General features: G+C 63.0%; 18 protein-coding genes. 9 read left to right on the top strand and 9 right to left on the bottom strand.

Annotated elements, in window-relative coordinates; all coding sequences use genetic code 11:
- Positions 1 to 103: 103 nt before the first annotated feature.
- From AC3A35_RS19020 to AC3A35_RS19000, 5 genes are all read right to left on the bottom strand, one after another.
- Positions 104 to 628 carry a hypothetical protein gene (locus AC3A35_RS19020; RefSeq protein WP_487437803.1) on the bottom strand — a complete coding sequence of 175 codons (525 nt, stop codon included), beginning with the start codon at positions 626 to 628 and terminating at the stop codon, positions 104 to 106.
- 2 nt (positions 629 to 630) lie between these two features.
- Entirely contained in the window at positions 631 to 1941 is a 1311-nt protein-coding gene (locus AC3A35_RS19015) for an NAD(P)-binding domain-containing protein (protein WP_487437802.1), read from the bottom strand.
- A 194-nt stretch (positions 1942 to 2135) separates the two neighbouring features.
- Complete coding sequence (locus AC3A35_RS19010) at positions 2136 to 2696, bottom strand: OsmC family protein (RefSeq protein ID WP_487437801.1); 561 nt, start codon at positions 2694 to 2696, stop codon at positions 2136 to 2138.
- 150 nt (positions 2697 to 2846) lie between these two features.
- A complete protein-coding gene (locus tag AC3A35_RS19005; protein WP_487437799.1) occupies positions 2847 to 3383 on the bottom strand; it encodes a nickel-binding protein in 537 nt (178 codons plus the stop codon).
- The gene (locus tag AC3A35_RS19000; RefSeq protein ID WP_487437798.1) at positions 3376 to 6363 is read right to left on the bottom strand and encodes an ATP-binding protein; all 2988 of its coding nucleotides are present in this window, start codon (positions 6361 to 6363) and stop codon (positions 3376 to 3378) included. Before AC3A35_RS19000 ends, AC3A35_RS19005 begins: the two co-directional genes overlap by 8 nt.
- A 195-nt stretch (positions 6364 to 6558) precedes the next feature.
- Between AC3A35_RS19000 and cysK the strand changes: the two genes are divergently transcribed.
- The 5 genes from cysK to AC3A35_RS18975 all read left to right on the top strand — a co-directional run bounded on the left by cysK (position 6559) and on the right by AC3A35_RS18975 (position 12624).
- On the top strand, positions 6559 to 8049 hold the full coding sequence (gene cysK / locus AC3A35_RS18995) for a cysteine synthase A (RefSeq protein ID WP_487437797.1): 1491 nt from the start codon (positions 6559 to 6561) through the stop codon (positions 8047 to 8049).
- 16 nt (positions 8050 to 8065) lie between these two features.
- Positions 8066 to 9013 (top strand): 2OG-Fe(II) oxygenase family protein, encoded by a 948-nt coding sequence (locus tag AC3A35_RS18990; RefSeq protein ID WP_487437796.1) that lies wholly within the window; start codon positions 8066 to 8068, stop codon positions 9011 to 9013.
- A gap of 13 nt (positions 9014 to 9026) precedes the next feature.
- Positions 9027 to 9659, top strand: coding sequence for a carboxymuconolactone decarboxylase family protein (locus tag AC3A35_RS18985; RefSeq protein ID WP_487437795.1), 633 nt, complete (start codon positions 9027 to 9029; stop codon positions 9657 to 9659).
- Positions 9660 to 10478: 819 nt separating this feature from the next.
- A complete protein-coding gene (locus AC3A35_RS18980; protein WP_487437794.1) occupies positions 10479 to 11315 on the top strand; it encodes an ion transporter in 837 nt (278 codons plus the stop codon).
- Positions 11316 to 11406: 91 nt separating this feature from the next.
- Positions 11407 to 12624: a DUF4236 domain-containing protein gene (locus AC3A35_RS18975; RefSeq protein ID WP_487437792.1), complete on the top strand. Its 1218-nt coding sequence runs from the start codon at positions 11407 to 11409 to the stop codon at positions 12622 to 12624.
- Between the two features lie 56 nt (positions 12625 to 12680).
- On the opposite strand, the gene AC3A35_RS18970 is transcribed toward AC3A35_RS18975, so the two are convergent.
- Positions 12681 to 12818 (bottom strand): hypothetical protein, encoded by a 138-nt coding sequence (locus AC3A35_RS18970; protein WP_487437791.1) that lies wholly within the window; start codon positions 12816 to 12818, stop codon positions 12681 to 12683.
- A 210-nt stretch (positions 12819 to 13028) separates the two neighbouring features.
- Here AC3A35_RS18970 and AC3A35_RS18965 point away from each other — a divergent pair, with 210 nt between their 5' ends.
- The 4 genes from AC3A35_RS18965 (at position 13029) to AC3A35_RS18950 (ending at position 17473) form a co-directional block, all read left to right on the top strand.
- Positions 13029 to 13955: a restriction endonuclease gene (locus AC3A35_RS18965; protein WP_487437790.1), complete on the top strand. Its 927-nt coding sequence runs from the start codon at positions 13029 to 13031 to the stop codon at positions 13953 to 13955.
- A 1177-nt stretch (positions 13956 to 15132) separates the two neighbouring features.
- Complete coding sequence (locus AC3A35_RS18960; protein ID WP_487437789.1) at positions 15133 to 15678, top strand: SHOCT domain-containing protein; 546 nt, start codon at positions 15133 to 15135, stop codon at positions 15676 to 15678.
- A gap of 268 nt (positions 15679 to 15946) precedes the next feature.
- Positions 15947 to 16162, top strand: coding sequence for an ATP-binding protein (locus tag AC3A35_RS18955; RefSeq protein WP_487437788.1), 216 nt, complete (start codon positions 15947 to 15949; stop codon positions 16160 to 16162).
- Positions 16163 to 16771: 609 nt separating this feature from the next.
- On the top strand, positions 16772 to 17473 hold the full coding sequence (locus tag AC3A35_RS18950; protein WP_487437787.1) for a hypothetical protein: 702 nt from the start codon (positions 16772 to 16774) through the stop codon (positions 17471 to 17473).
- Positions 17474 to 17632: 159 nt separating this feature from the next.
- Here the strand turns inward: AC3A35_RS18950 and AC3A35_RS18945 are convergent, their stop codons facing one another.
- From AC3A35_RS18945 to AC3A35_RS18935, 3 genes are all read right to left on the bottom strand, one after another.
- Positions 17633 to 17896 carry a virulence RhuM family protein gene (locus AC3A35_RS18945; RefSeq protein WP_487437786.1) on the bottom strand — a complete coding sequence of 88 codons (264 nt, stop codon included), beginning with the start codon at positions 17894 to 17896 and terminating at the stop codon, positions 17633 to 17635.
- Between the two features lie 295 nt (positions 17897 to 18191).
- Positions 18192 to 18329, bottom strand: coding sequence for an entericidin A/B family lipoprotein (locus tag AC3A35_RS18940; RefSeq protein WP_487437785.1), 138 nt, complete (start codon positions 18327 to 18329; stop codon positions 18192 to 18194).
- 240 nt (positions 18330 to 18569) lie between these two features.
- Positions 18570 to 20087, bottom strand: coding sequence for a protein adenylyltransferase SelO (locus tag AC3A35_RS18935; protein WP_487437784.1), 1518 nt, complete (start codon positions 20085 to 20087; stop codon positions 18570 to 18572).
- Between the last annotated feature and the right edge of the window lie 153 nt (positions 20088 to 20240).

Below are 20240 nucleotides of genomic sequence, written 5' to 3'. Positions count from 1 at the left end.
GGTGTGAAGCTGGAGGTCATCGGCTCGCGCCCGAAAGGATCGCTGGCACCGCCTTGCGACCCCTGAACGGAGGACGCTCCCCTGTCGCGACGCCGGCGCGGGTTCATACCGGCGCGGCCACATGGCGGCAGGGCCAGCAGCGCCATCGGCCGCCCAGATGTTCTATGCCGGTAAGGCGTGCGGCAGTGCCCTCCGGCGCGTCGCAGAAAAACAGCGCGTGGCGCCTGTCGAGCGAGATCAGGATATGCATGGGCTCGACACCGCATACCTCCAGGCATTCGGCGCGCGCGAGGGCCAGCGCGCGGCGTGGGTCGCCGCGCAGCGGCTGCGCGAACTCGCGTTCCAGCACCAGGTTGGCCGTGCCGCCGCTGCGCCCGACCAGGGTGGCCGTCCACACCTCGCCGTCGGATTCGGTGCAATGCAGGGCCAGGCGCACGGACTCCGCGTCGGGCGCACGAAAACGGCAGACCAGGCGGTGCGTGTCCCGGGCCAGGTAGGCCTCGCGCCAACGCACGCGATGTAGCGTCGGGCAGGCGCCGCCGGCCATCGCCTGCGCAAGCGCGGCGAAGTCCGGGCTGTCGCCGGCGCCCACCCAGACCACGTTGGCCATCGCGTCGTCGTCGGACATGGTTATAGCGCGACCCGTTCGCGGCACCGGCTGGCCTGCGTCTCGAGGTGGCCGGCAAGATGCGCGGCGAGTTCGCGCGCATCGTCCTCGGCACCGTGCATGAAGCTGGACTTGCGCCGGCGCAGGAAGGGCAGCCCCATGACGTACAGGCCCGGCGCATCGGCGACGCCACCATGGTGGCGGATGCCGCCCTTGCGGTCGAGCACCGGCACGCCGAGCCAGGAATAGTCGGGCCGGAAGCCGGTCGCCCAGATCACCGTGCGGATGCCTTCGCGTTCGAGATCCAGGCAGGTGGCCGGCGCGGCGGCGATCCGAGTGGGTTCGAAGCGCTCACCGCGGATCGCGGCGTCGGCATGGCCGCATGCCCCTGCCCAGTCGTCCAGCGCGGCGAGCAGGCGCCCCATCTTCAGGTCGGCGAGCGCGCAGACGTTGCGCAGCGAACCGGAGAACAGCGCCTTGCCGTCGCGCACGCCGGCGAGCCGCCCGACGATGCGCGCGCCTTCTGCGGCGAGCGCGTTCAGATCCATGATCGGGCGCTCGCGCGAGCCGATCAGTTGCGGCGAGGCCACCGCGCGGGCGCGGGCGAGATCATCGTGGCCGTTGCGCAGCGCGTCGTAACGCTCGTCCAGGAAGCCGGCGGCATGCATCCACCACTGGATGTCGCGTCCGCGATAGACCCGGGGCATGCGCACGTGCTCACCCACCGCGAGGGTCACCGCGTGGCCGGCGCGCTGGATCTCGTCGGCCAGTTGCAGACCGGTCGCCGAGGCCCCGACCACCAGCACGCCGCCGTCCTCGATCCGGCCCGGATTGCGGTAGTCGAAGGGCGTGAGCTGGGTGATCCCCGGCGGCATCCCGGCCGCCAGCCGGGGCACCACCGGCCGGTTGAAGGGGCCGCTGGCGATGACCACGGCGCGGCAGCGCCAGTCGCCGCGGTCGGTGCTCACGCGGTAGCCGGCCCCGTCGGCCTGCAGCCCGGTCACGGTCGTGCCGGTGTGCACCGGTGCCGCGCTGACCCGCGCATAGCCGGCGATGAAGTCGACCACCTCGGCGCGGGTCATGTAGCCGTCCGGGTCGTCGCCGGTGTAGCGGTAGCCGGGCAGCCGGCTGAGCCAGTTCGGGGTGAGCAGGCGCAGCGAGTCCCAGCGCTCGTGGCGCCAGGCGTTGGCCACCTCGCCACGTTCGAGCACGACGTGGTCGATGCCGCGCGCGACGAGGCAGTGGCTCATGGCGAGGCCGCTGTGGCCGGCGCCGACGACGACCACGTCGATGGTGCGTCCCGGCGGGCGCCCGCCGGCCCCTGCCGGGGCCATGGGAGGCTGTCGGGCCTGAGGCTGATCTACTGCGCCAGCGCGAGAAACGGTCCATATCCGTCCGTTCTCTCGTTCCATGGAATGACCATGCGCCTCAAGAACGGACGAATCTGTCCTCGCCGACTCTGTCCTTGTTTTCCCAATCGGCTCGCTACGGTCGCTCATGTCCGACAGCCTCCTGGCGAGCGCGGCGTTCATGCCACCATGACCGACACGTCGGTCGGATTGGTGAAGATGTCGAACACCGCGGAACGCTTCTGCGACTGCGCCACCAGCGCCTCGATCTCCTCGCGCGAGGCATCGGCGTCGATCATGTAGGTGACCTTCACGCCGTCGAAGCCGTTGCGCACGTCGCTGTCGATGCCGAGGATCCCTTGCAGGTCCATGCCCGCCTCCAGCGTCGCCTCGACCGAGCGCAGCTGGATGTTACGATTCTGCGCCACCGCGGCGATGCCCGCCGTCAGGCAGCCGGCGAGGCCGGCGAGCACGATCTCCACCGGCGTGGCGCCGTGGTCCTCGGACGCGAACAGCTCGGGGTGATCGCTATCCACGCGATGCGTGCGCTTGTGCTGCTGTTCGGCGCCGAGGCCGAAGAAGCTGTCGATGCTGGTGCGGGCGTGGGTGCCCTTGACCCACTCGCAGCGCGCACGCCAGTTGAAGCGCGCGGCCTCGGGGGCCTGGGTAAGTGCTTCACGTGCGCCGAGCAGGGCTTCGACGTTGACGCCGTTGTCGGCCATAACGGTTTTGGTGTCCATTTTCTGTCTCCTTGAAGGTCGGTGGTAGATGCCCGCTTGCTCATCGGACAGGTGCCACTTTTGACCGCGTGCGTTGGAGCCAGCGTGAAAGGGAGCGTGTTATTTTGGGCGCAGCGTGGAATTTGCCAGAGAGAAGCGCCTGGATGCCGCTCAGGGCCGCACGTTGACGAAAGCCCAGACGTCTTCGACCGGCATGTTCGCCTGGCGCTGGGCCTGGCGCACGGATTCGGCGTCGGGCGCGCGGTAGAGGCAGATCATGCGTTTGCAGTCGGTCGAGAAGTAAGTGCGGATGAACTTGACGCGGCGCGCTTCCAGGCACCAGGCGCCGGCGTCCTCGAGCGCCTGGATCTCGTCCACGCTGACCGGCTGCTCGAAGCGGCGCCGCACCAGCACGTTGGCCGATGCACCCTCGGCCTCGGTCAGGCCCGGCCGCTCGTGCAGCGTCCCGGGCCACAAGCAGCGCAGGTCCACCACGCCAACGGTGCGGAACACGATGCGCAAGGATTCCGCGTCGGGGGCGCGGAAATGGCACACCATCCTGTGACCGTCCGGCGACAGCAGGCTGCCCATCCACTCGACCCGGTGCAGCTCGAGGCAGCCCTGTCCCCGCAGATTCCGGCTCGCTGCGCGCACCATGGCAGCGCGCAGCGGTTGGTCGAATTCGCGTTCCAGAAAGAGCTCAGGCATGTTGTCTCCGCCCGCATTCCTTCGCCCGGTGGGCGATGTCGACGGCCCAGGCGGCCACGCCCGCGGTCTCGAGCCGCTCCACGGCGTGCACATGGGCCTCGGCACCGGCGTGGTCGCCGCTCGCGAGGGCGCATTGCGACAGCACCGCTTGCGCCACCAGCATTTCGGTCGCGCGTTCCAGCACCTGCGCGCAGGCCAGCGCCTCGCCGGCGCGCGCCCGTGCGGCGTCGTGGCGGCCGCGCTCGCAGTCGAGCAGCGCGGCGCGCGTCTGCACGTAGGCCAGCCGATGCTTGGCGTCGGCCAGGCGCAGGTCTTCCAGGGCAGCATCCAGCGTGGCGGACTCGTCTTCCAGGGCAAGCGCGCACAGGCCGAGCAGCGCGTGCGCGAACGGCGCCTCGCTCCCCCAGCTCAGCTTCCCGCCCAGCAGCGCCAGCTCGGTGCTGCGCTCGCGGGCGGCCTGCCAGCGCCCACGCTGGATGTCCACCATCACCAGATACTCGTTCGCCAGGTACTCGTTGATCCGGTCGCCCGCCGACTTGCACAGCGTGCGCGCCTGCAGGAACAGCTCCTCGGCTTCGTCCAGGCGGTTCTCGTAGAAGCGCAGCATGCCCAGGCCGGCGGGAACCGCGCGGTGGACGAATCGCTGGCGGCTGGCCAGCGCCTGCGCCTCCATGAGCATGGCGTCGGCCTGCGCCAGGTCGCGCTCGAGCATGACCAGGCAGCGGGCGGTCTCGGCCAGGCCGACGATGTGCTCCTCGTCCCCGCAGCCCCGGGCCACGCGTTCGGACTGCAGCGATTGCTCGCGCGCACCGGCCCAATTGCCGTGCTCCCAGCGCAGCCAGGCCGCCATCTGGTAGGCCCGCCGCGCGTGGGCCAGCGCGCCGTGATCGAGCGCCTGTTCGGCCAGCACCGTGAACCGGCGGGCGGCGTCCTGCCAGTCGTCCGGGGGGGCGGCCCAGAGCATGACGCCGTGCAGATCGATGCTCACCCGTACCTGCTCGGCCGCCGGCAGTTGCGCGGCCAGCTGCAGGCCCTTGCGTGCCAGCGCCAGGGCGTCGTGATTGGCGAAAAAGCGCAGGCACAAGCGGCCCGCGGCCACCAGCGCACGCGCGGCCAGGCCGGCATCGCCGCTATGGGTGGCGTGGTGCGCGAGGTCCGCGGCGCGCGATAGCTCGAAGGCGAGATCCTGCTCCATCCACTCGGCGACCCGGCGATGCATCAACTGGCGGCGCATCGGCGAGATCCCGGTATAGACGGCGCGTGCGATCAGCTCGTGGGCAAAGCGCAGGCCGCCGCCGTCGATGGCGCGCAGCATCGCCTGATGCATGGCCTCCTCCAGCACCTGGCCGACCGCAGCCTGGTCCACACCGGTCAGCTGCGCGAGCGCCGCGAGCTCGATGCGCGGGCTGAGCACGGCCGCCCAGCGCAGCACCTCGGCGCCCTCCGGATCGAAGCGCGCCAGCCGTTCGCGCACCAGTTCCTCGAGCGATCCGCCGGCATCGGTTCCGCCTTCGCGTTCCGCGCGTGCCAGTTCGAGTGCGAGCAAGGGGTTGCCGCCGCACTCGCGGCCCAGGCGGCGGGCGTCGGCGGCGGGCGCCTGGGCACGGATCAGTTCCACGATGGCCGCCTCGGTCATCGGTTCCAGCCTGAGCTCGCGCAGCAGTCCGTCACGCCGCAGCCCGCGCAGGGCTTGCTGGAGCGGCATGTTGTCGCGCAGTTCGGAGTCGCGCGCGGCCAGCACGGCAAGGATGGGCCGATCGCCGTTCATGCGCATGACGTAATGCAGGGCGGCCGCGCTGGACTCGTCGCACCAGTGCACATCGTCGAACATCAGCAGCACGCAGTGTTTCTGCGTCTCGGCCGCAATCAGGTCGCTCAATCCGGCGAACAGGCGGTCGCGGCTGTCCGCCCGCATGTCGCCGAACCCTGCTCGCGCCTTCTCGGCCGCGCTTGCGCGCAGGGCGTCGAGCCACAGCGCGAACGGACGGATGGCCTCGGTCTCGAACGCGCTGGCGCGCAGCAGGTGGGCGGTGGCGCGGGCGTGCTCCGCCAGGCATTCGAGCAGACGCGACTTGCCCATCCCCGGTTCGCCGCGCAACAGGATGACCTGCGCCTGACCCGCGGCGCTCGCGGCCAGCGCAGCGGCCAGCGTGCTCCACTCCTGGTCACGGCCGATGAGCGTGTCGTCGCCTGCCGGCGTGCGCGCGGGCAGCGTCGATTCGGGGGCGGGCGGCGGCGGAGGCGTCGGTGCCACTGCCGCTGCGGGCGTGTCGCGTCGCGCCCGCAGCAGGGCTCCGGTGGCGGCGATCCCCGCCTCCTTCAGTATGCGCATGCCCAGCTGTACCTGCTGATCGGCCTCGTCGACATGGCGCGCCGCGACCAGCAGGCGGACCAGGGTTGCGCGTGCGGCCTCGTCGTAGGGGCCGATCCCGACCAGCGCCCGGGCGTACGGCAGGGCGCGCTCGGGGTCGTCCGCCAGGCGGGCCACCAGCTCCTGCAACACGGCGGACTGCGCGCGCGCCACGCGGTCACGCTCGGCGACGCACCACGAATGGAAATCGTGGAAGTCGGAGAACTCCAGGCCCTCGAGAAAATTGCCGGAATAGCGCGCGGCGGCCGCTTCCAACGTCCCGGTCGAGGCCTGTGCGAGGTCGCTGGCCGCCAGCGCCTGCAGCGCCAGGCTGTCGACGAACAGGCCGCCGGCGTCGAACGCGACGTGGGTGCGGTCGGCAACGATATGCGTCCGCCCGTCGTCGTCGAGCACGCCGCGCAGCTTGGACAGGCTCCAGCGCAGCGAGCCGCGCGGATCGTCCGGCACCTCCCAGAGCAGCTCGCACAGCTGCTCCCGCCGCAGCTTCCGGGCGTTCAGGCACAGGTAGGCGAGCAAGGCACGGGTCTTCTTCGACGGCGGCAGAGGCAGCGCACGACCGTCGCGGAAGACGCCGAACTCGCCCAGGAATTTGAGCTCAAGTGTAGCCAAGGCACAGCGTCCCGCAGTCACCCACCTGAATATAGGTCCTGCGCGTCGCGCTCCACAAGTTGGCGTTTTCCCGACGGGGTTCAGGGTGGCGCCGGGGGTGACAACAGAAAAACCACGCTCACTTCAACGCTCGCTTCCTCGATACGCGCGAAAGATGGCACCAGGATCAATAGCCGACAGGCACAGGAGACGACCATGGCCAAATACGACAGCATTCTCGGGACGATCGGCGACACGCCGCTGGTGAAGCTTCGCAAGCTGGCGCCGGCCGGGGTCAATGTTTACGTGAAGCTCGAATCCTTCAATCCCATGGGTTCGGTCAAGGACCGCATGGCGCTGGCGGTTATCGAAGCGGCCGAGCGCAGCGGCGAGCTCGAGCCGGGGCAGACGGTGATCGAGGCGACCAGCGGCAACACCGGCATCGGGCTGGCCATGGTGTGCGCCGAGCGCGGCTATCCGCTGGTCATCGTCATGGCGGAGAACTTCAGCCTGGAACGGCGTAAGATGCTGCGCTTTCTCGGCGCACGGGTGGTGCTGACGCCGGCCGCGGAGAAGGGCACCGGGATGCTCAGCAAGGCAATCGAACTGGCCCGGGCGCACGGCTACTACCTGTGCCGCCAGTTCGAGAACGAGGCCAATGCCGAGGTGCACACGCGCACCACGGCACAGGAGATCCTGGCCGACTTCCGCGGTGAAGCGCTGGACTACTTCGTGTCCGGCTTCGGCACCGGCGGCACCCTGCTGGGCGTGGCGCGCGGCCTGAAGCAGGCCGGCAAGGGCACCCGCATCGTCGCGGCCGAGCCGGACAACGCCCAGGTGCTCGGCAGTGGCATCGCCCAACCGCGCGACCACGACGGCCAGCCCTCGGCCAGCCACCCGAGCTTCCGCCCGCATCTGATGCAGGGCTGGAGCCCGGACTTTGTCTCGCGCCTCACCGAGACGGCGGTGGACGAGGACCTCATCGACGAGATCGTGCCGGTGGGCGGCGCCGAATCCATGCAGCTGGCGCGTGAGCTGGCGCGCCGCGAGGGCATCTTCGTCGGCACCTCGGCGGGCGCCACGCTGGCCGCCGCGCTCGCGGTGGCAAAGCGCGCCAAGGCGGGCAGCAACATCGTGGCCATGCTGCCCGACACCGGCGAGCGCTATCTGTCGACGCCGCTGTTCGAGGGCATCGGCGAGGAGATGGATGCGGCCGAGCTGGCGCTGTCGCGCTCGACCCCCGGCTTCCGCTTCGACCCGCCGGCCGTCTGCGCCCTGTCCGCGCGCAGCCCTGCCAGCGCCGAGATCGATCCGGAGGCCGCGCGCTTCGTCGCCGATCTGGTGCGCGACGAGCCGGTGGTGATGTTCGCGCTGGAGTGGTGCGAGTTCTGCTGGTCCGTGCGCAAGCTCTTCAAGCAGCTCGGCATCGCCTATCGCAGCGTCGATCTCGACTCGGTGGAGTACCAGCCCGGCGGGCGCGGCGGCAAGATCCGCGCCGTGCTGGCGCGCGACACCGGCAGCCCCACCATCCCGCAGATCTTCATCGGCGGCGCGCACGTGGGCGGCTGCACCGAGCTCTTCGACGCGATGCGCGAGGGCGCGCTGCAGCGGCATCTGCAAGCCAGCGGCATCGACTACGACACCCGCGTCGAGCTCGATCCCTACTCCCTGTTCCCGAAGTGGCTGCAGCCGCGGGCAACGGCCTGAGCACCGGAGCGACACCATGAGTTCAATCCAGATCCCCGTCATCGACATTGCCGAGCTGGAGCAGCCGGCGACCCTGCGCGCGCTCGACGCGGCCTGCCGGGAGTGGGGTTTTTTCCAGGTGACACACCACGGCCTCGACGCTGCGGTGCTGCGCCGGGTGCAGGCAGCGGCGCGAGATTTCTTCGCGCTACCCATCGCCGCCCGGCAGGCGATCACGCGCAGCGACGAAAACCCTTGGGGCTACTACGACGCCGAGCTGACCAAGAACACGCGCGACTGGAAGCAGATCTTCGACTACGGCCCGGCCGACGGCGGCGCCCTGCGCCCGCAGTGGCCGGCCGGGCTGCCGGCGTTCGAGCCGGCCGTGCGCGCGTACTACGTCGCCTGCGAGCGCCTGGCGCAGCGCCTGATCGGCGCCGTGAGCACCAATCTGGGCATGCCCGCCGACACCCTTCAGGGTTTCTTCGGCGCGGCGCAGTCGAGCTTCATCCGCCTGAACCATTACCCGGCCTGCCCCACGCCCGCGGCGCCCGAAGGCCTGGCCACGCCGCAGCAGGGCTTTCTCGGCGTCAATCACCACACCGATGCCGGCGCGCTGACCCTGCTGCTGCAGGACGAGGTGCCCGGGTTGCAGGTGTTTCGCGACGGGCGCTGGCACCTGGTGGAGCCGCGCGCCGATGCGCTGGTGATCAACCTCGGCGACGTCGTCCAGGTGTGGTCGAACGACCGCTACCGCGCCGCGCTGCACCGGGTCCTCGCCAACGGCGAGCGGGCGCGCTACAGCGCCCCCTTCTTCTACAACCCTTCCTACGCGACCACCTACGCGCCGCTGCCATCCACGGTGGACGCCGGCCATCCGCCCCGCTACCGGCCGATCAACTGGGCCGAATTCCGCGCGCTGCGCACCGCCGGCGACTATGCCGACCTCGGCGAAGAAGTGCAGATCGACCACTACACCCTGTGAGGAGACAACCGCCATGTCCTTCATCCACACCGTTGCACCCCGTCAGGCGACGGGCGAAGTGCGCGCCATGTACGAGCGCCAACAGGTGCACTGGGGCTATGTGCCCAACTACGCCAAGGCCTTCAGCCACCGCCCCGAGGTGCTGGCGCGCTGGGGCAAGCTGCTGGCCGAAATCCGCCGCCCCGTGGATGCGCGCCGCTTCGAGCTGATCACCTTCGCCGCCGCCCACGCGCTGCGCAACTCGGCCTGCGCGCTGGCGCACGGCAAGGCGCTGACGCAGTTTTTCAGCGCGGACGCGGTCGTTGCTCTGGCCGAGCACGGCGACGCCGAGACCCTGAGCGCAGCCGAGCGCGAGATGATGGCCTTTGCGCGCAAGGTCGCGTGCGACGCGTGCAGCATCGATCAGGCCGACACCGATGTCTTGCGCCGCCACGGCTTCAGCGACGCCGACATATTCGACATCGTGGCGATTGCCGCCGGGCGCGCCTTCTTCACCAAGATTCTGGATGGCCTGGGGGTGCTGGCCGACGCATCGGTGGGTGGTATGGATGAAGGGCTGCGGCGTGCGCTGACCGTCGGTCGGCCGATTGACGGAGGGGCTACGGAGTTCCTGCCGGATGAACTGGAAACGGCATCAAAGGTGTGACACCGCCCAATCCCGCAACAACCCGTAGGGGCAGCCCCCCGTGGCTGCCCCGCTCGGCGCCGGATTCGGATCCAGGGCAGGCACGCGGGCCCCCTACGAGCACGATGATTCCCTGAATGTGGTTGGGCATGACGACGAACCCGTCGATGCCTACACCCAAAAAAATCTGGTAACTCACTCCACACCTTCTTTACATCCGGCCGGCGCCGTTCAACCGCATCTCGCCATCATCATCGATTTCACCAAACGAGCGTTCCCGACTCTGCGCGCAAGTCGTTACGAAATGCGCGCAGGAACCGCGAAAGTACAGGGGACAGACCACGGCTCGTGCAACTCGAACTTGCGTTCCCACTCGATGCGACAAAACAGCCGTCCATGTGTGTCTGCAGCCCGGTATGTCATCTCACCCTGGGCCAGACGGGTCGGCGCCGTAAGGCCTCGGGCAAGAGCAACGGCGTGTCGATTTGTCGGCCAGACTCGCCAGTCATACTCCGTTGGCAACGACGTCTTCTGTAGGGCGAGCTGCACTTGCGTCAGACCGAGGCTTGGGTTCCGGAAAGGACAATCCAATTCCGCGAGAAATGGCAAAGCGCCTTCAAACGAAAGACGGCTATCTGCCCATCTCGAAGACATACTCCACATCCCTCGAGATGCTCACTTGGTACTCTCGTTCCGCTCTACCATTTCATCCCGTGCCAGATCCGCGGATCACGATATATCCGTTCGTCACAAAGTAACCCGCGCATGGTCGGTGAACGACCGTGTTGGTCGAAAGTCCGCCTGCGGCGGACAAACATCCACTCATCAAGGATCCGAGCAATGGCGAGTCGAGAGCCGCCCTTCCAGGATGAAGCCAGCGATGCTGCGTCACTGGCCCGCCATGTTTGTACCCCCGATGGGAGCGCGCGCGAAGTGCGCACCCTCCGTCACCGGCTGCGCGCCGAATTTTCGCCAAACGCAAATGCAGGTTTGTCCCTGCTGAATCGAATTCTCGCTTTCACGATCATGCTGAGTGTCGTACTCGGCATCGCAGGCACTGAGCCCTTGGTCGTGGAGCGCTTCTCGGCACAACTGCTGGCCTTCGAGGCGGTGATAGGCGCATTGTTCATCGTCGAATTCTGCCTCCGCCTGTGGTCAGCCGGTGTTGAGGATCGATATGCAGGCTGGCGGGGCATCCTCCGATATCTCCGCCGCCCACTGGTGTTGATCGACCTGGTGGTCATCGCCACTCTGGTAGCCCCCATCTTCGGCGCCGAGTTCGTCGTCCTGCGGCTGCTTCGCCTCCTGCGTATGGTCGCCCTGGCAAAATTTGGACGCTACTCGACGGCATTGCGGACACTGGCCCACGCCGTCCACAAGCGCCGCTACGAACTCTCGCTGAGCGTCGTGATCGCCAGCCTGATTCTGCTACTCGCGGCCACCGGGATGTATCTTCTGGAAGGTGCCGTCCAGCCCGACACGTTCGGCAGCATTCCACGCGCACTCTGGTGGTCCGTCGCGACCCTGACGACCGTCGGCTATGGAGATGTGTACCCCATCACCGCGCCCGGAAAATTCTTCGCAGGGTTGACCGCAATCGCGGGCATCGGATTGATCGCCCTGCCGGCGGGAATACTCGCTTCTGCATTCTCGGAACTCAGTAACAAAGGTGAATGAATGCGGCGCCTCAGGCTGAGGCGCGACCGCTTCGCGACGCATGGCCAAGTCGTCGCGCGCACCGAACAACACCTCGAAGAGTTGAACGACCATGGGCTTGAGATTTCGGAAATCGGTTCGTCTGGCCCCGGGCCTGCGCCTGAACTTCTCCATGAGCGGAGTGAGTCTGACGGCCGGCCCCCGCGGGGCATCCCTCGGGATCGGAAAACGCGGCACTTACCTGAACACGGGGATCCCGGGCACCGGTCTTTACGCCCGCGAGCGAATTGATCGCCCGAGCCAAAGGGCGGCGGGGCGAACTGCAGGAGCGACGACTGCGGATACCTCCACCACCTTGCGGATCGTGGTCTCGGTCGATGACGAGGGCGCTATCAGCTTTCGGGATGAGCACGGCAACCCACTGAGCGAAAAGCTCATAACCGCCGCCAAGAAGCAGCAAGGCGAACGTATTCGTGAGCTGATCCAGGCGAAGTGCGACGAAATCAACGCTCAGACCGAAGCACTTGGAGAAATCCATCTCCACACTCCCGGCAGCACCGTCCCACTCACGGTCAATGAAATGCCATTCGATGTTCCGGCGCCATCGCGCCCGGACATGAAGAAGCCGGGTTTCCTGGCCAAGCTGTTCAAGAGCCTCGCGGCCAAGGTGGATGCGAAGAATCGCGCTGCAATCGCCGCATACGAACAAGCCAGAGCAGACTGGGAAGCACAATGGAGCGCCTTCAACGCCGAACAGGCCCGCCAGCGAATTCTGATCGAGAAGGTCAAATCCGGGGCTGAGACGGCGATGGAGATCTTTCTGGAACAGAGACTGCAGGAGATCGCCTGGCCGCAGGAGACTCAGATTTCGTTCGAGATCAGTGGCGCCGGCACGCGGGCCGCCTTAGACGTCGACCTGCCGGAAATCGAGGACATACCCCGACGGATGGCAACCGTCCCGCAACGTGGCTACCGTCTCGGCGTAAAGGAGATGAGCCCTGTTCAGATTCAGAAGCTCTACATGAATCACGTACATGGCATCGGCTTCCGCCTGATCGGCGAGACGTTTTCCGCGCTTCCAACCGTTGCGGAGGTGGTCGTCTCGGGCTATTCACAGCGATCTGACAAGGCTACCGGAAACATCGGTGATCAATACTTGTACTCGGTGCGTGTCAAACGGTCCGCATGGGAAACCATCGATTTCGGCAACTTGCCAGCGATCGACGTCGTGGATGCACTGGCTCGCTTCGAACTGCGCCGGGACATGACAAAGACCGGACTGTTCAGACCGATTCAGGCGCTGGAATCAGATGCGCCACCAACCGACTAATCGGGGGCACATCTCCATTGTCATGCGGCGTTCAGCCCTTCCGCAGGGCCAACCGCTCAGTGGTAGTCGTGTTCCCGCTGATGACGCACCGCGAGGACAGTAACGCTCCGATCACTGTCGATCTCGAACAGCGCCACATAACCCATCGCACCGAACGGAATGATCAGCTCGCGCAACAAAGGATTGCCAGCCACGGACGGAACAGGGGACCGACCACGGTTCTTCGCGACGACTATCAGAAAAATCTTGGTCTATCCCCTGTTTCCCGTGCTTCGTTCTTCCGTTATCGCCCTTGGGATCGCAATTCAAACAAGGCGACAACTCTTCTGACCCAGAGGGAGGGCCATGGGGCACAATCGCCGCTTACCCTCCAAGCATCTCAGATCAAGACTATCTGGATACGCATGCCCATTCCTGACTACCAATCGCTGATGCTCCCACTATTGCGATTTGCTGCCGATGGAAACGACCATACGGCCCGTGAAGCCGTTGAGGTTCTCGCCATCGAATTTCAACTCACTCCGGCAGAACGCACTGAGCTTCTAGCCAGCGGTCAGCAAGCCATCTTCAACAATCGAATCGGATGGGCAAATTCCTACCTCAAGAAGGCTGGCCTTCTGGAGTCTCCCCGCAGAGGCTCATTGCGAATCACTACTCGTGGAAAGAAGGTGCTTGGGGAAAATCCATCACGAATTGACGTCCGGTTTCTTGAGCGCTTTCCAGAATTTATCGAGTTTCGTGAAACGCCCCGGAACAATCGAGGAGTGGTAACGACTGAACCGGCTGTTGCGGCGGCGGAACAGACCCCAGAGGAGGCGCTTGAGGTTGCACACCAAAGCCTTCGTCTCAGTCTCGCACAGGACCTTCTGACGCGGATTCTCTCGTGCTCCCCTACCTTTTTCGAGCGGCTTGTCGTCGAGCTTCTAGTCAAAATGGGCTATGGAGGGTCACGACGTGACGCCGGCGAGCGAATCGGACAAAGTGGTGATGGTGGCATTGACGGAATCATCAAAGAAGATCGTCTCGGCTTGGACACCATTTTTATTCAAGCCAAGCGCTGGCAAGGATCAGTAGGTCGGCCTGAAATTCAAAAGTTCGTTGGCGCTCTCCAAGGTCAGCGTGCAAAGAAGGGGGTCTTCATCACCACTTCTTCGTACACTGCCGACGCAATTGACTACGCCTCCCGAATCGACACGAAGGTAGTTCTGATTGATGGCCGGCTTCTTGCGAATCTTATGATGGACTTCGATGTTGGCGTTTCTATTTCGGCTTCATATATCGTCAAGCGAATCGACTCAGACTACTTTGAAGAAGGCGAAGTCGGCTCGTAACATCGGGACCACTAGAACATAAATTCCATTGACCTACCTTAAATCGATCCACAAAGCAAATCATGAAAAATACAGCAACTATATTCATCTTAATCATACTGGCTGGTTGCTCAAGCGTAAGCTCCACACGAAGTGGAGCGTTTGATACAACACAGAAAACAGTCTTCATCCAGCCTGGAAAGATAAGAATTCTCTATCCGATCAAGGAGGCCTTCACGGAAAACGGATGGACTATCGAGGAATTTGAGAAGAGCAACGCCCGGTATATGATTCACCTGAACACCAAGAGCACACAAATGCTCTGCTGGAATGAGTTCAGCGAAATTGAAGTCGAACTAATACTATTGGACACAAAACTAAGATCCGAAATATTCTCGATCGAAAGCAAAACATGCGATACCTATAGCAACTTCAAACAAGAGTTACACAAGATGTTGTTGCAATAGAAAAACGAGCACCAGCAGCACACTTCAGCCAATCGAAAGCACATTCAAACCACGAAATAGTTTTCTTACTGTGGATATTGCTATCCACTTGACATTATCAACCCTCTTGGATACAGATGACAAATTGGCGTAACAGGATTTTGAGAAAGCAGGACAGGAGGCTCAGCACTGACGCAGGACACAATAGATTCAATACCATGCGGTCTTTACGAGGACAAATATCGAGACGAATAGCACTATTCGAACTGATACATCTCTTCTATGCCATATCAACATCGAGGACCGTATTGCTCCACACCACCGTTTGTGCCGCATGACGCAATCGACGGCGCGCCCGATCAATCTATAATTCCCTAAAAATAAAACAAATAAAATTATCAGAAAATACAAACAGGATCATTAGAATAACATTCTTCTCAATTCTATCTATTCTCGGAGCAATATTATTCACTACCGCAGTCCTCTCTAGCACATATGGTCTAGCAATTATCGGACTCGGAATCGCGCTCTCAAGCGCATACGAGGTATACATTCTAAATAGAACCACAATTGATGAGTTTATTGATTCAGAAATTTCGCTACCAAACATTTCCTACCAGTCCATCGAATCCAATACAAGAGACTGGCTCAACAAACAATCTGACACCATTAATGGGATTGGAAATAGGGCAATCAAGTCCTTTGAAGACGGACGAGAACATGCAGCGCAAAAATCAGTATTCATTGAAAGAATGAAAGTCCGGGTTAATCACACACCTCTTGAAGTTACCGTACTTGGAGGCTCCGGATGGGAATCCCAATCTGGCGCTAAACTTCACCTGTCAATTGACGAAAACAACGTATACATAACCGACCTAACGGCCCTTAAGGACAGATCCATTCCAATTAATAATTTTACCGAGATCGAAATTGATGGCCCAGGAAAAGTGACAAATGACGCAGGTGCAATTGGCGGCGGCTTCGACGTAGAAGGCATTCTCAAAGGCATTGCGGCGGCAACCATTATTAATATGCTTACCACCCACAGCAATACAAAAACGGCTATTCGTTTATCTCACGATGATTCAGAACTGATACTACTTACATCAAAAATGGAGCCTGAAATGGCTAGAATCCTGCTATCTAGAGTTTTCGTACAGGTAAAACGAAGACAGACGAGCGCATCTTCAGCGAATAGCATTAGTGACGAGTTAGTCCGTCTTCATAAACTCAAGGAGGATGGCGTGATTACAGAAATCGAGTTTTCAAAAGCAAAGAGATCGTTACTTGGACGATAGTTCATCGCTTCGACCTAATACCATCCATCGAACCTTGACGGAACAGGGGACAGACCACGACTTTCATGAGAGGACGACGGAACAGGGAGCACGACGGAACAAGGGACAGACCACGGTTTTTGGCGATGAGCATCTGGAAAATCGTGGTCTGCCCCCTGTTCCTTGTTTCTTGCCATCGGCAACTACGAGCGGAAGCTCCTGCAACTGGCCCGGGTTCCGGTGCTCATCATCGATGACTTTGGCTTGAAACCGCTGCGCGCGCCCGCCGATGAAGGCCGCCACCATCGTCACCAGCAACCTCGACTTCACCGAGTGGGACCAGGCCTTCCCTGGCAATCGGCTACTGGCCTCGGCCACCGTGGATCGGTTGCGCCACAACGCCTACTGCCTCACCCTCGACGGCGCCTCTTACCGCGCGCCCAGACAGGGACCCAACAAGGCAAAAACGCCGCTTGCAAGCACCCCGAAAAACAGCGAATCTTGACCCCCCGCAGACGTCCGTCAGAGCCTCTTCCAAGTGGCTCCTATATGCCGATCATCGGTGGCTCTATTGTGCCGGTCAGTGACAGTCGAGACTCACCCTGCACTTCGAGGCAGGTTCCGGCTAAGCGATGACGGGTCCAAGCTCAAGCTGGATACTAAAGTCTCTCAGGATCTCTTCCTTAAACTTCTGAATGACGACTTTCTGCAGTCTGAATTAACGAAGCGCTACTATGCGAGTCTTGCAAAGGACAATCTCGAAGCTGCCGCAGCGCCCTAACATGGCGGTCGAGAGGGACCGCCTCCGCGCTTCGCGCTCCGGCGCCCCCCACCTCTACGTTAGCCCACGGACGCGGACGACTCAGACATGAAGTGCATGTACCGTTTCCCTGTTGAAGGGCGTATCCGACCCAGCGTAAATGTCCCCATCCCTGCTAGAGGATGGCTCTTTGAGTTCAAGACTGCGAACGGATTAATAACTCACGTTGAGGTAACTGTTCCTCTCCCAAACGAAAGTGACTGGCCATCCATCCAAGAGAGCCCTGCAGATTGTGTCAAGCTCCATCTCAATCCAAAGACTCCTCACCTTCCGTGGGTTCAGCGCGAACTTCGAGTGCTCCAAGGACTTCTTGGGGTTTTTGGGTTGCGCTCAATCGATCTGGATAGTCCAGAGGTGGAGTGGATTCCCGAGTCTGAGGAAGAGCGCCGCAAGCTAAAGCTACACTTCTTTTCCTCGAAGTCAGAACCTCTACCGGATGATCAAATTCCACCGTTGTCCTTCGATCTTATCGCTCGTTCGGTCCTCGCCGCCGATGCAGCGTCGGACATTGAAGTTGCTCTGAATTTCTTTCGCCGGGGCATGCTTGACGTTTTCAGCCGAAGCTATATTGAGGCGATCTACGACTTTTACTTCGTCTTGGAAAGTGAGTTTGGCGGCGGAAAATTTAAGAAGGCCGCAATCCTAACGTCATTTAATGAATCACCGGCGCTTCGGTCTCACATAGAGCGAGCCATTTTCAATCCTGGTCTGATGCTTCACGACAAGCATACCCACGATCAGTTTGCGAGTTCCTACGCAAAAATGACTGTAGAGCAAGCTCTCTCCCGAATCGTAGATCTCAGAGGCTATCTACACCACCACACGGCGAAGCGCCGAGATAACTGGCATCCAGACGATCAACGGCGCTACGAAGTCGACGCTCTTTTTCTTCAGTCCGTTGCGTATAACGTGGTCTTTGGTCTTGCCGAGCGGTATCTCTGGGACACAACAGTAGTGAGTCAATATGAAGCTCTCGCCAAACAGTATCGTGGGTAGCCATTGTGGGCTAACCCATCGTTCCAAGGGGTTGGCTGCAGGGAGTATCTCAGCTCTCCCGCCTATTTCGGGCGGCGTTGCGCTTACATTGTGAATCCGCGATCAAAAACAGGGGACCACGATCTTTCTGTGCAAGAAACAGCACGCATACGAAAAAGGTTAACCGACGGAGATGATGGCGTCGAGGTTGAAGTACTCGACTTGATAGGTTCTGCCGTCGGCAGCAGTTGTTGCATTTTTTGCAACAACTGAATCCCGCACCAACTCCCCGGTCTCGAAGACACTCTTCAGGTGGCGCGAGATCACGGATTTTCCCCGCCCGAACAGATCGGCAGGCTGTTGCAGGCTCAACCAGACGGTATCGCCCTGCAGGCGGACTTCCGCCGATCGATCGCCGGATGTGAAGATCACGATGTCAGTCATGGGTTATGCCCTTGAACTTTTTTCAGTCGAGAAATCCACAGCCCACCGAACCAAGCGGGTCTGCCGGACGCGATCTCGAGCCGAATTAGGTCGACCAGGTTATGTTCTGGAGATTCAGGACCGACCCCAGATTCAGCCCAATCCCCCCAACAACCGTAGGGGCAGCCCCCCGTGGCTGCCCCCGTTCGGCGCCGGATTCCGATTCAGGATGGGCACCAAGATCAGGGCAGGCACGGCGGCGGGACACCAAGATCAGGGCAGGCACGGGGGCCTGCCCCTACGGGCTTCGGGGCGGCTATTTTTCTTCGGCTTTATCCTCTATGGCCTCGCCTCCGCGCTGGATGTCGCGTCCGGCGCCCGCCATCGTTTCGCAGCCCGTGACCGAGATCAACAGTCCCGTTGCCATCAATACCGCCATTATTGCTTTCAACATGTTTGAGCTCCTTGGAAGATGCCGCATCCGCATGGCCGAACGGGTTTGGAACGAACCCCGCCGGGTTTGGCCGTGCCGTTGGGTGTCCGATGGACGCGGAGCATGTCCTTGTCCTGCGTTCCCTTTGTGTCGACAAGACGTCGGCGCGAAAGGTGCCCTCGGCACCATATTGCTGCCTTCGTCGCTCGCTGCGACAAAGCATCCCTACCCTATCAGGGTGCCGCCGCCGAGAAGCGCAGATCAGGTGCCACAAAAAGTGCGAAACGTCTGGCTGAAGGACTCGGGGGCTGGTTCGGCGAAGCGGGCCATGGCCGGGCGTTCCTCGTAAGGTAGGCGCAAGGCTTCGAGCAGTTGTTCGAAGGGTTTCAGGTCGCCCGCTTCCGACGCCGCGTCGAGTGCTTCCTCGACGAGATGATTGCGCGGAATCAGCCACGGATTGACGCAGCGCATTCGTTTCGCGCGCGCTTCGGCGTGGTCATGCGACGTGCTCGCCTCCGCCTGGGCGTCCTCGGCGGCGCAGCGTGCCCGCCAGCGCACCAGCCAGTCCTCGAGCGCCTGGTGTTCGCCAAACAGCGCCCGCAGCGGGCCTTCGTCGCCGCCTGCGATATCGGCAAGCCGCCGCCAGGCCAGCGTGAAGTCGACCTTGTTCGCCTGCAGCAAGGCCAGCCAGTCCTCGGCGAGGGCGGTATCGATGCGCTCGCCGTCGTCCACTTGCGCGGCCAGTCCGAGCTTGGCGCGCGCACCTTCGAGCCAGTGGTGCCGGTATCGCGCCGGGAAGGCGTCGATCACCGCGGTGGCCAGTTCGATCGCACGTTGCTGGTCGGTGTCGATCAGGGGCAGCAGCGTCTCGGCGAAGCGCGCCAGGTTCCAGCGCGCGATCTTCGCTTGCTGATCGTAGGCGTAGCGGCCGAAATCGTCGATCGAGCTGAACACCGTGCCGGGATCGTAGGCTTCCATGAAGGCGCAGGGGCCGTAGTCGATGGTTTCGCCCGCCAGGCTCATGTTGTCGGTGTTCATCACCCCATGGATGAATCCGATGTGCATCCATTGCGCCACCAGCGCAGCCTGCCGTTCGGCCACCCTTTTGAAGAACTGCAGGTACCGATCCGCGGCACCGACCAGTTCGGGATCGTGCCGCGCAATGGTGTAGTCGGCCAGCTTCGTCACCTCTTCGACCGAGGCATGGGTGGCGAAGAACTGGAAGGTGCCCACCCGCAGGTGGCTGTCGGCAATGCGCGTGAGCGTCGCACCCGGCAGGGGCCGGTCGCGATATACCTGCGCGCCGGTGGCCACCACCGCCAGGGCACGCGTGGTCGGAATGCCCAGGGCGTGCATCGCTTCGCCGATCAGCACCTCGCGCAGCATCGGACCGATCGCGGCCTTGCCATCACCGCGGCGCGAAAACGGCGTTTTCCCCGACCCCTTGAAGGCGACGTCGCGGCGTCGGCCTTGGCGGTCGATGACCTCCCCGATCAACAGCGCGCGGCCATCGCCGAGCTGCGGCGAGAACTGGCCGAACTGATGGCCGGCGTAGGCCTGAGCGATCGGCGTCGCCCCCTCGGGCAAGCGGTTGCCGGAGAAGATGGCGGCCAGCGCGGACGGATCGTGGCCGCCAGGCTCGAGCCCCAGTTCTGCCGCCAGCTCGTGATTGAAGTAGATGAGCTTCGGATCCGGGGCCGGCTCGGGCTGGCAGGGCACATAGAACCCGACCAGGTCCCGGGCGTAGGTGTTGTCGAACGCAATACTTGTCTTATCCATGAGGTGGTCCTGAATCCGTCTATCTGTGTTGTCGCTATGCACGGCCGCTGGAGTTCCGCGCCGGCCAGGTCCGGTATGCGATTGAGCTTCGAGTGCAGCCCTCGCGAAGCCGCCAAGAGGTCAAGCCACCCGGCCGTGGGTTGACCGCCCTGG

This window comes from Azoarcus sp. Soil_N_20, from assembly GCF_057656155.1.
The sequence above is the reverse complement of the archived record's forward strand: the minus strand, read 5'-3'. Positions and strand labels throughout refer to the sequence as shown.

Excerpts from the sequence above, each read along its gene's own strand:
- AC3A35_RS19020 (WP_487437803.1), bottom strand. The coding sequence starts at position 628 with ATGTCCGACGACGACGCGATGGCCAACGTGGTCTGGGTGGGCGCCGGC.
- AC3A35_RS19015 (WP_487437802.1), bottom strand. The coding sequence starts at position 1,941 with ATGGCCCCGGCAGGGGCCGGCGGGCGCCCGCCGGGACGCACCATCGAC.
- AC3A35_RS19010 (WP_487437801.1), bottom strand. The coding sequence starts at position 2,696 with ATGGACACCAAAACCGTTATGGCCGACAACGGCGTCAACGTCGAAGCC.
- AC3A35_RS19005 (WP_487437799.1), bottom strand. The coding sequence starts at position 3,383 with ATGCCTGAGCTCTTTCTGGAACGCGAATTCGACCAACCGCTGCGCGCT.
- cysK (WP_487437797.1), top strand. The coding sequence starts at position 6,559 with ATGGCCAAATACGACAGCATTCTCGGGACGATCGGCGACACGCCGCTG.
- AC3A35_RS18990 (WP_487437796.1), top strand. The coding sequence starts at position 8,066 with ATGAGTTCAATCCAGATCCCCGTCATCGACATTGCCGAGCTGGAGCAG.
- AC3A35_RS18985 (WP_487437795.1), top strand. The coding sequence starts at position 9,027 with ATGTCCTTCATCCACACCGTTGCACCCCGTCAGGCGACGGGCGAAGTG.
- AC3A35_RS18980 (WP_487437794.1), top strand. The coding sequence starts at position 10,479 with ATGGCGAGTCGAGAGCCGCCCTTCCAGGATGAAGCCAGCGATGCTGCG.
- AC3A35_RS18975 (WP_487437792.1), top strand. The coding sequence starts at position 11,407 with ATGGGCTTGAGATTTCGGAAATCGGTTCGTCTGGCCCCGGGCCTGCGC.
- AC3A35_RS18965 (WP_487437790.1), top strand. The coding sequence starts at position 13,029 with ATGCCCATTCCTGACTACCAATCGCTGATGCTCCCACTATTGCGATTT.
- AC3A35_RS18960 (WP_487437789.1), top strand. The coding sequence starts at position 15,133 with ATGAAAGTCCGGGTTAATCACACACCTCTTGAAGTTACCGTACTTGGA.
- AC3A35_RS18955 (WP_487437788.1), top strand. The coding sequence starts at position 15,947 with ATGAAGGCCGCCACCATCGTCACCAGCAACCTCGACTTCACCGAGTGG.
- AC3A35_RS18945 (WP_487437786.1), bottom strand. The coding sequence starts at position 17,896 with ATGACTGACATCGTGATCTTCACATCCGGCGATCGATCGGCGGAAGTC.
- AC3A35_RS18940 (WP_487437785.1), bottom strand. The coding sequence starts at position 18,329 with ATGTTGAAAGCAATAATGGCGGTATTGATGGCAACGGGACTGTTGATC.
- AC3A35_RS18935 (WP_487437784.1), bottom strand. The coding sequence starts at position 20,087 with ATGGATAAGACAAGTATTGCGTTCGACAACACCTACGCCCGGGACCTG.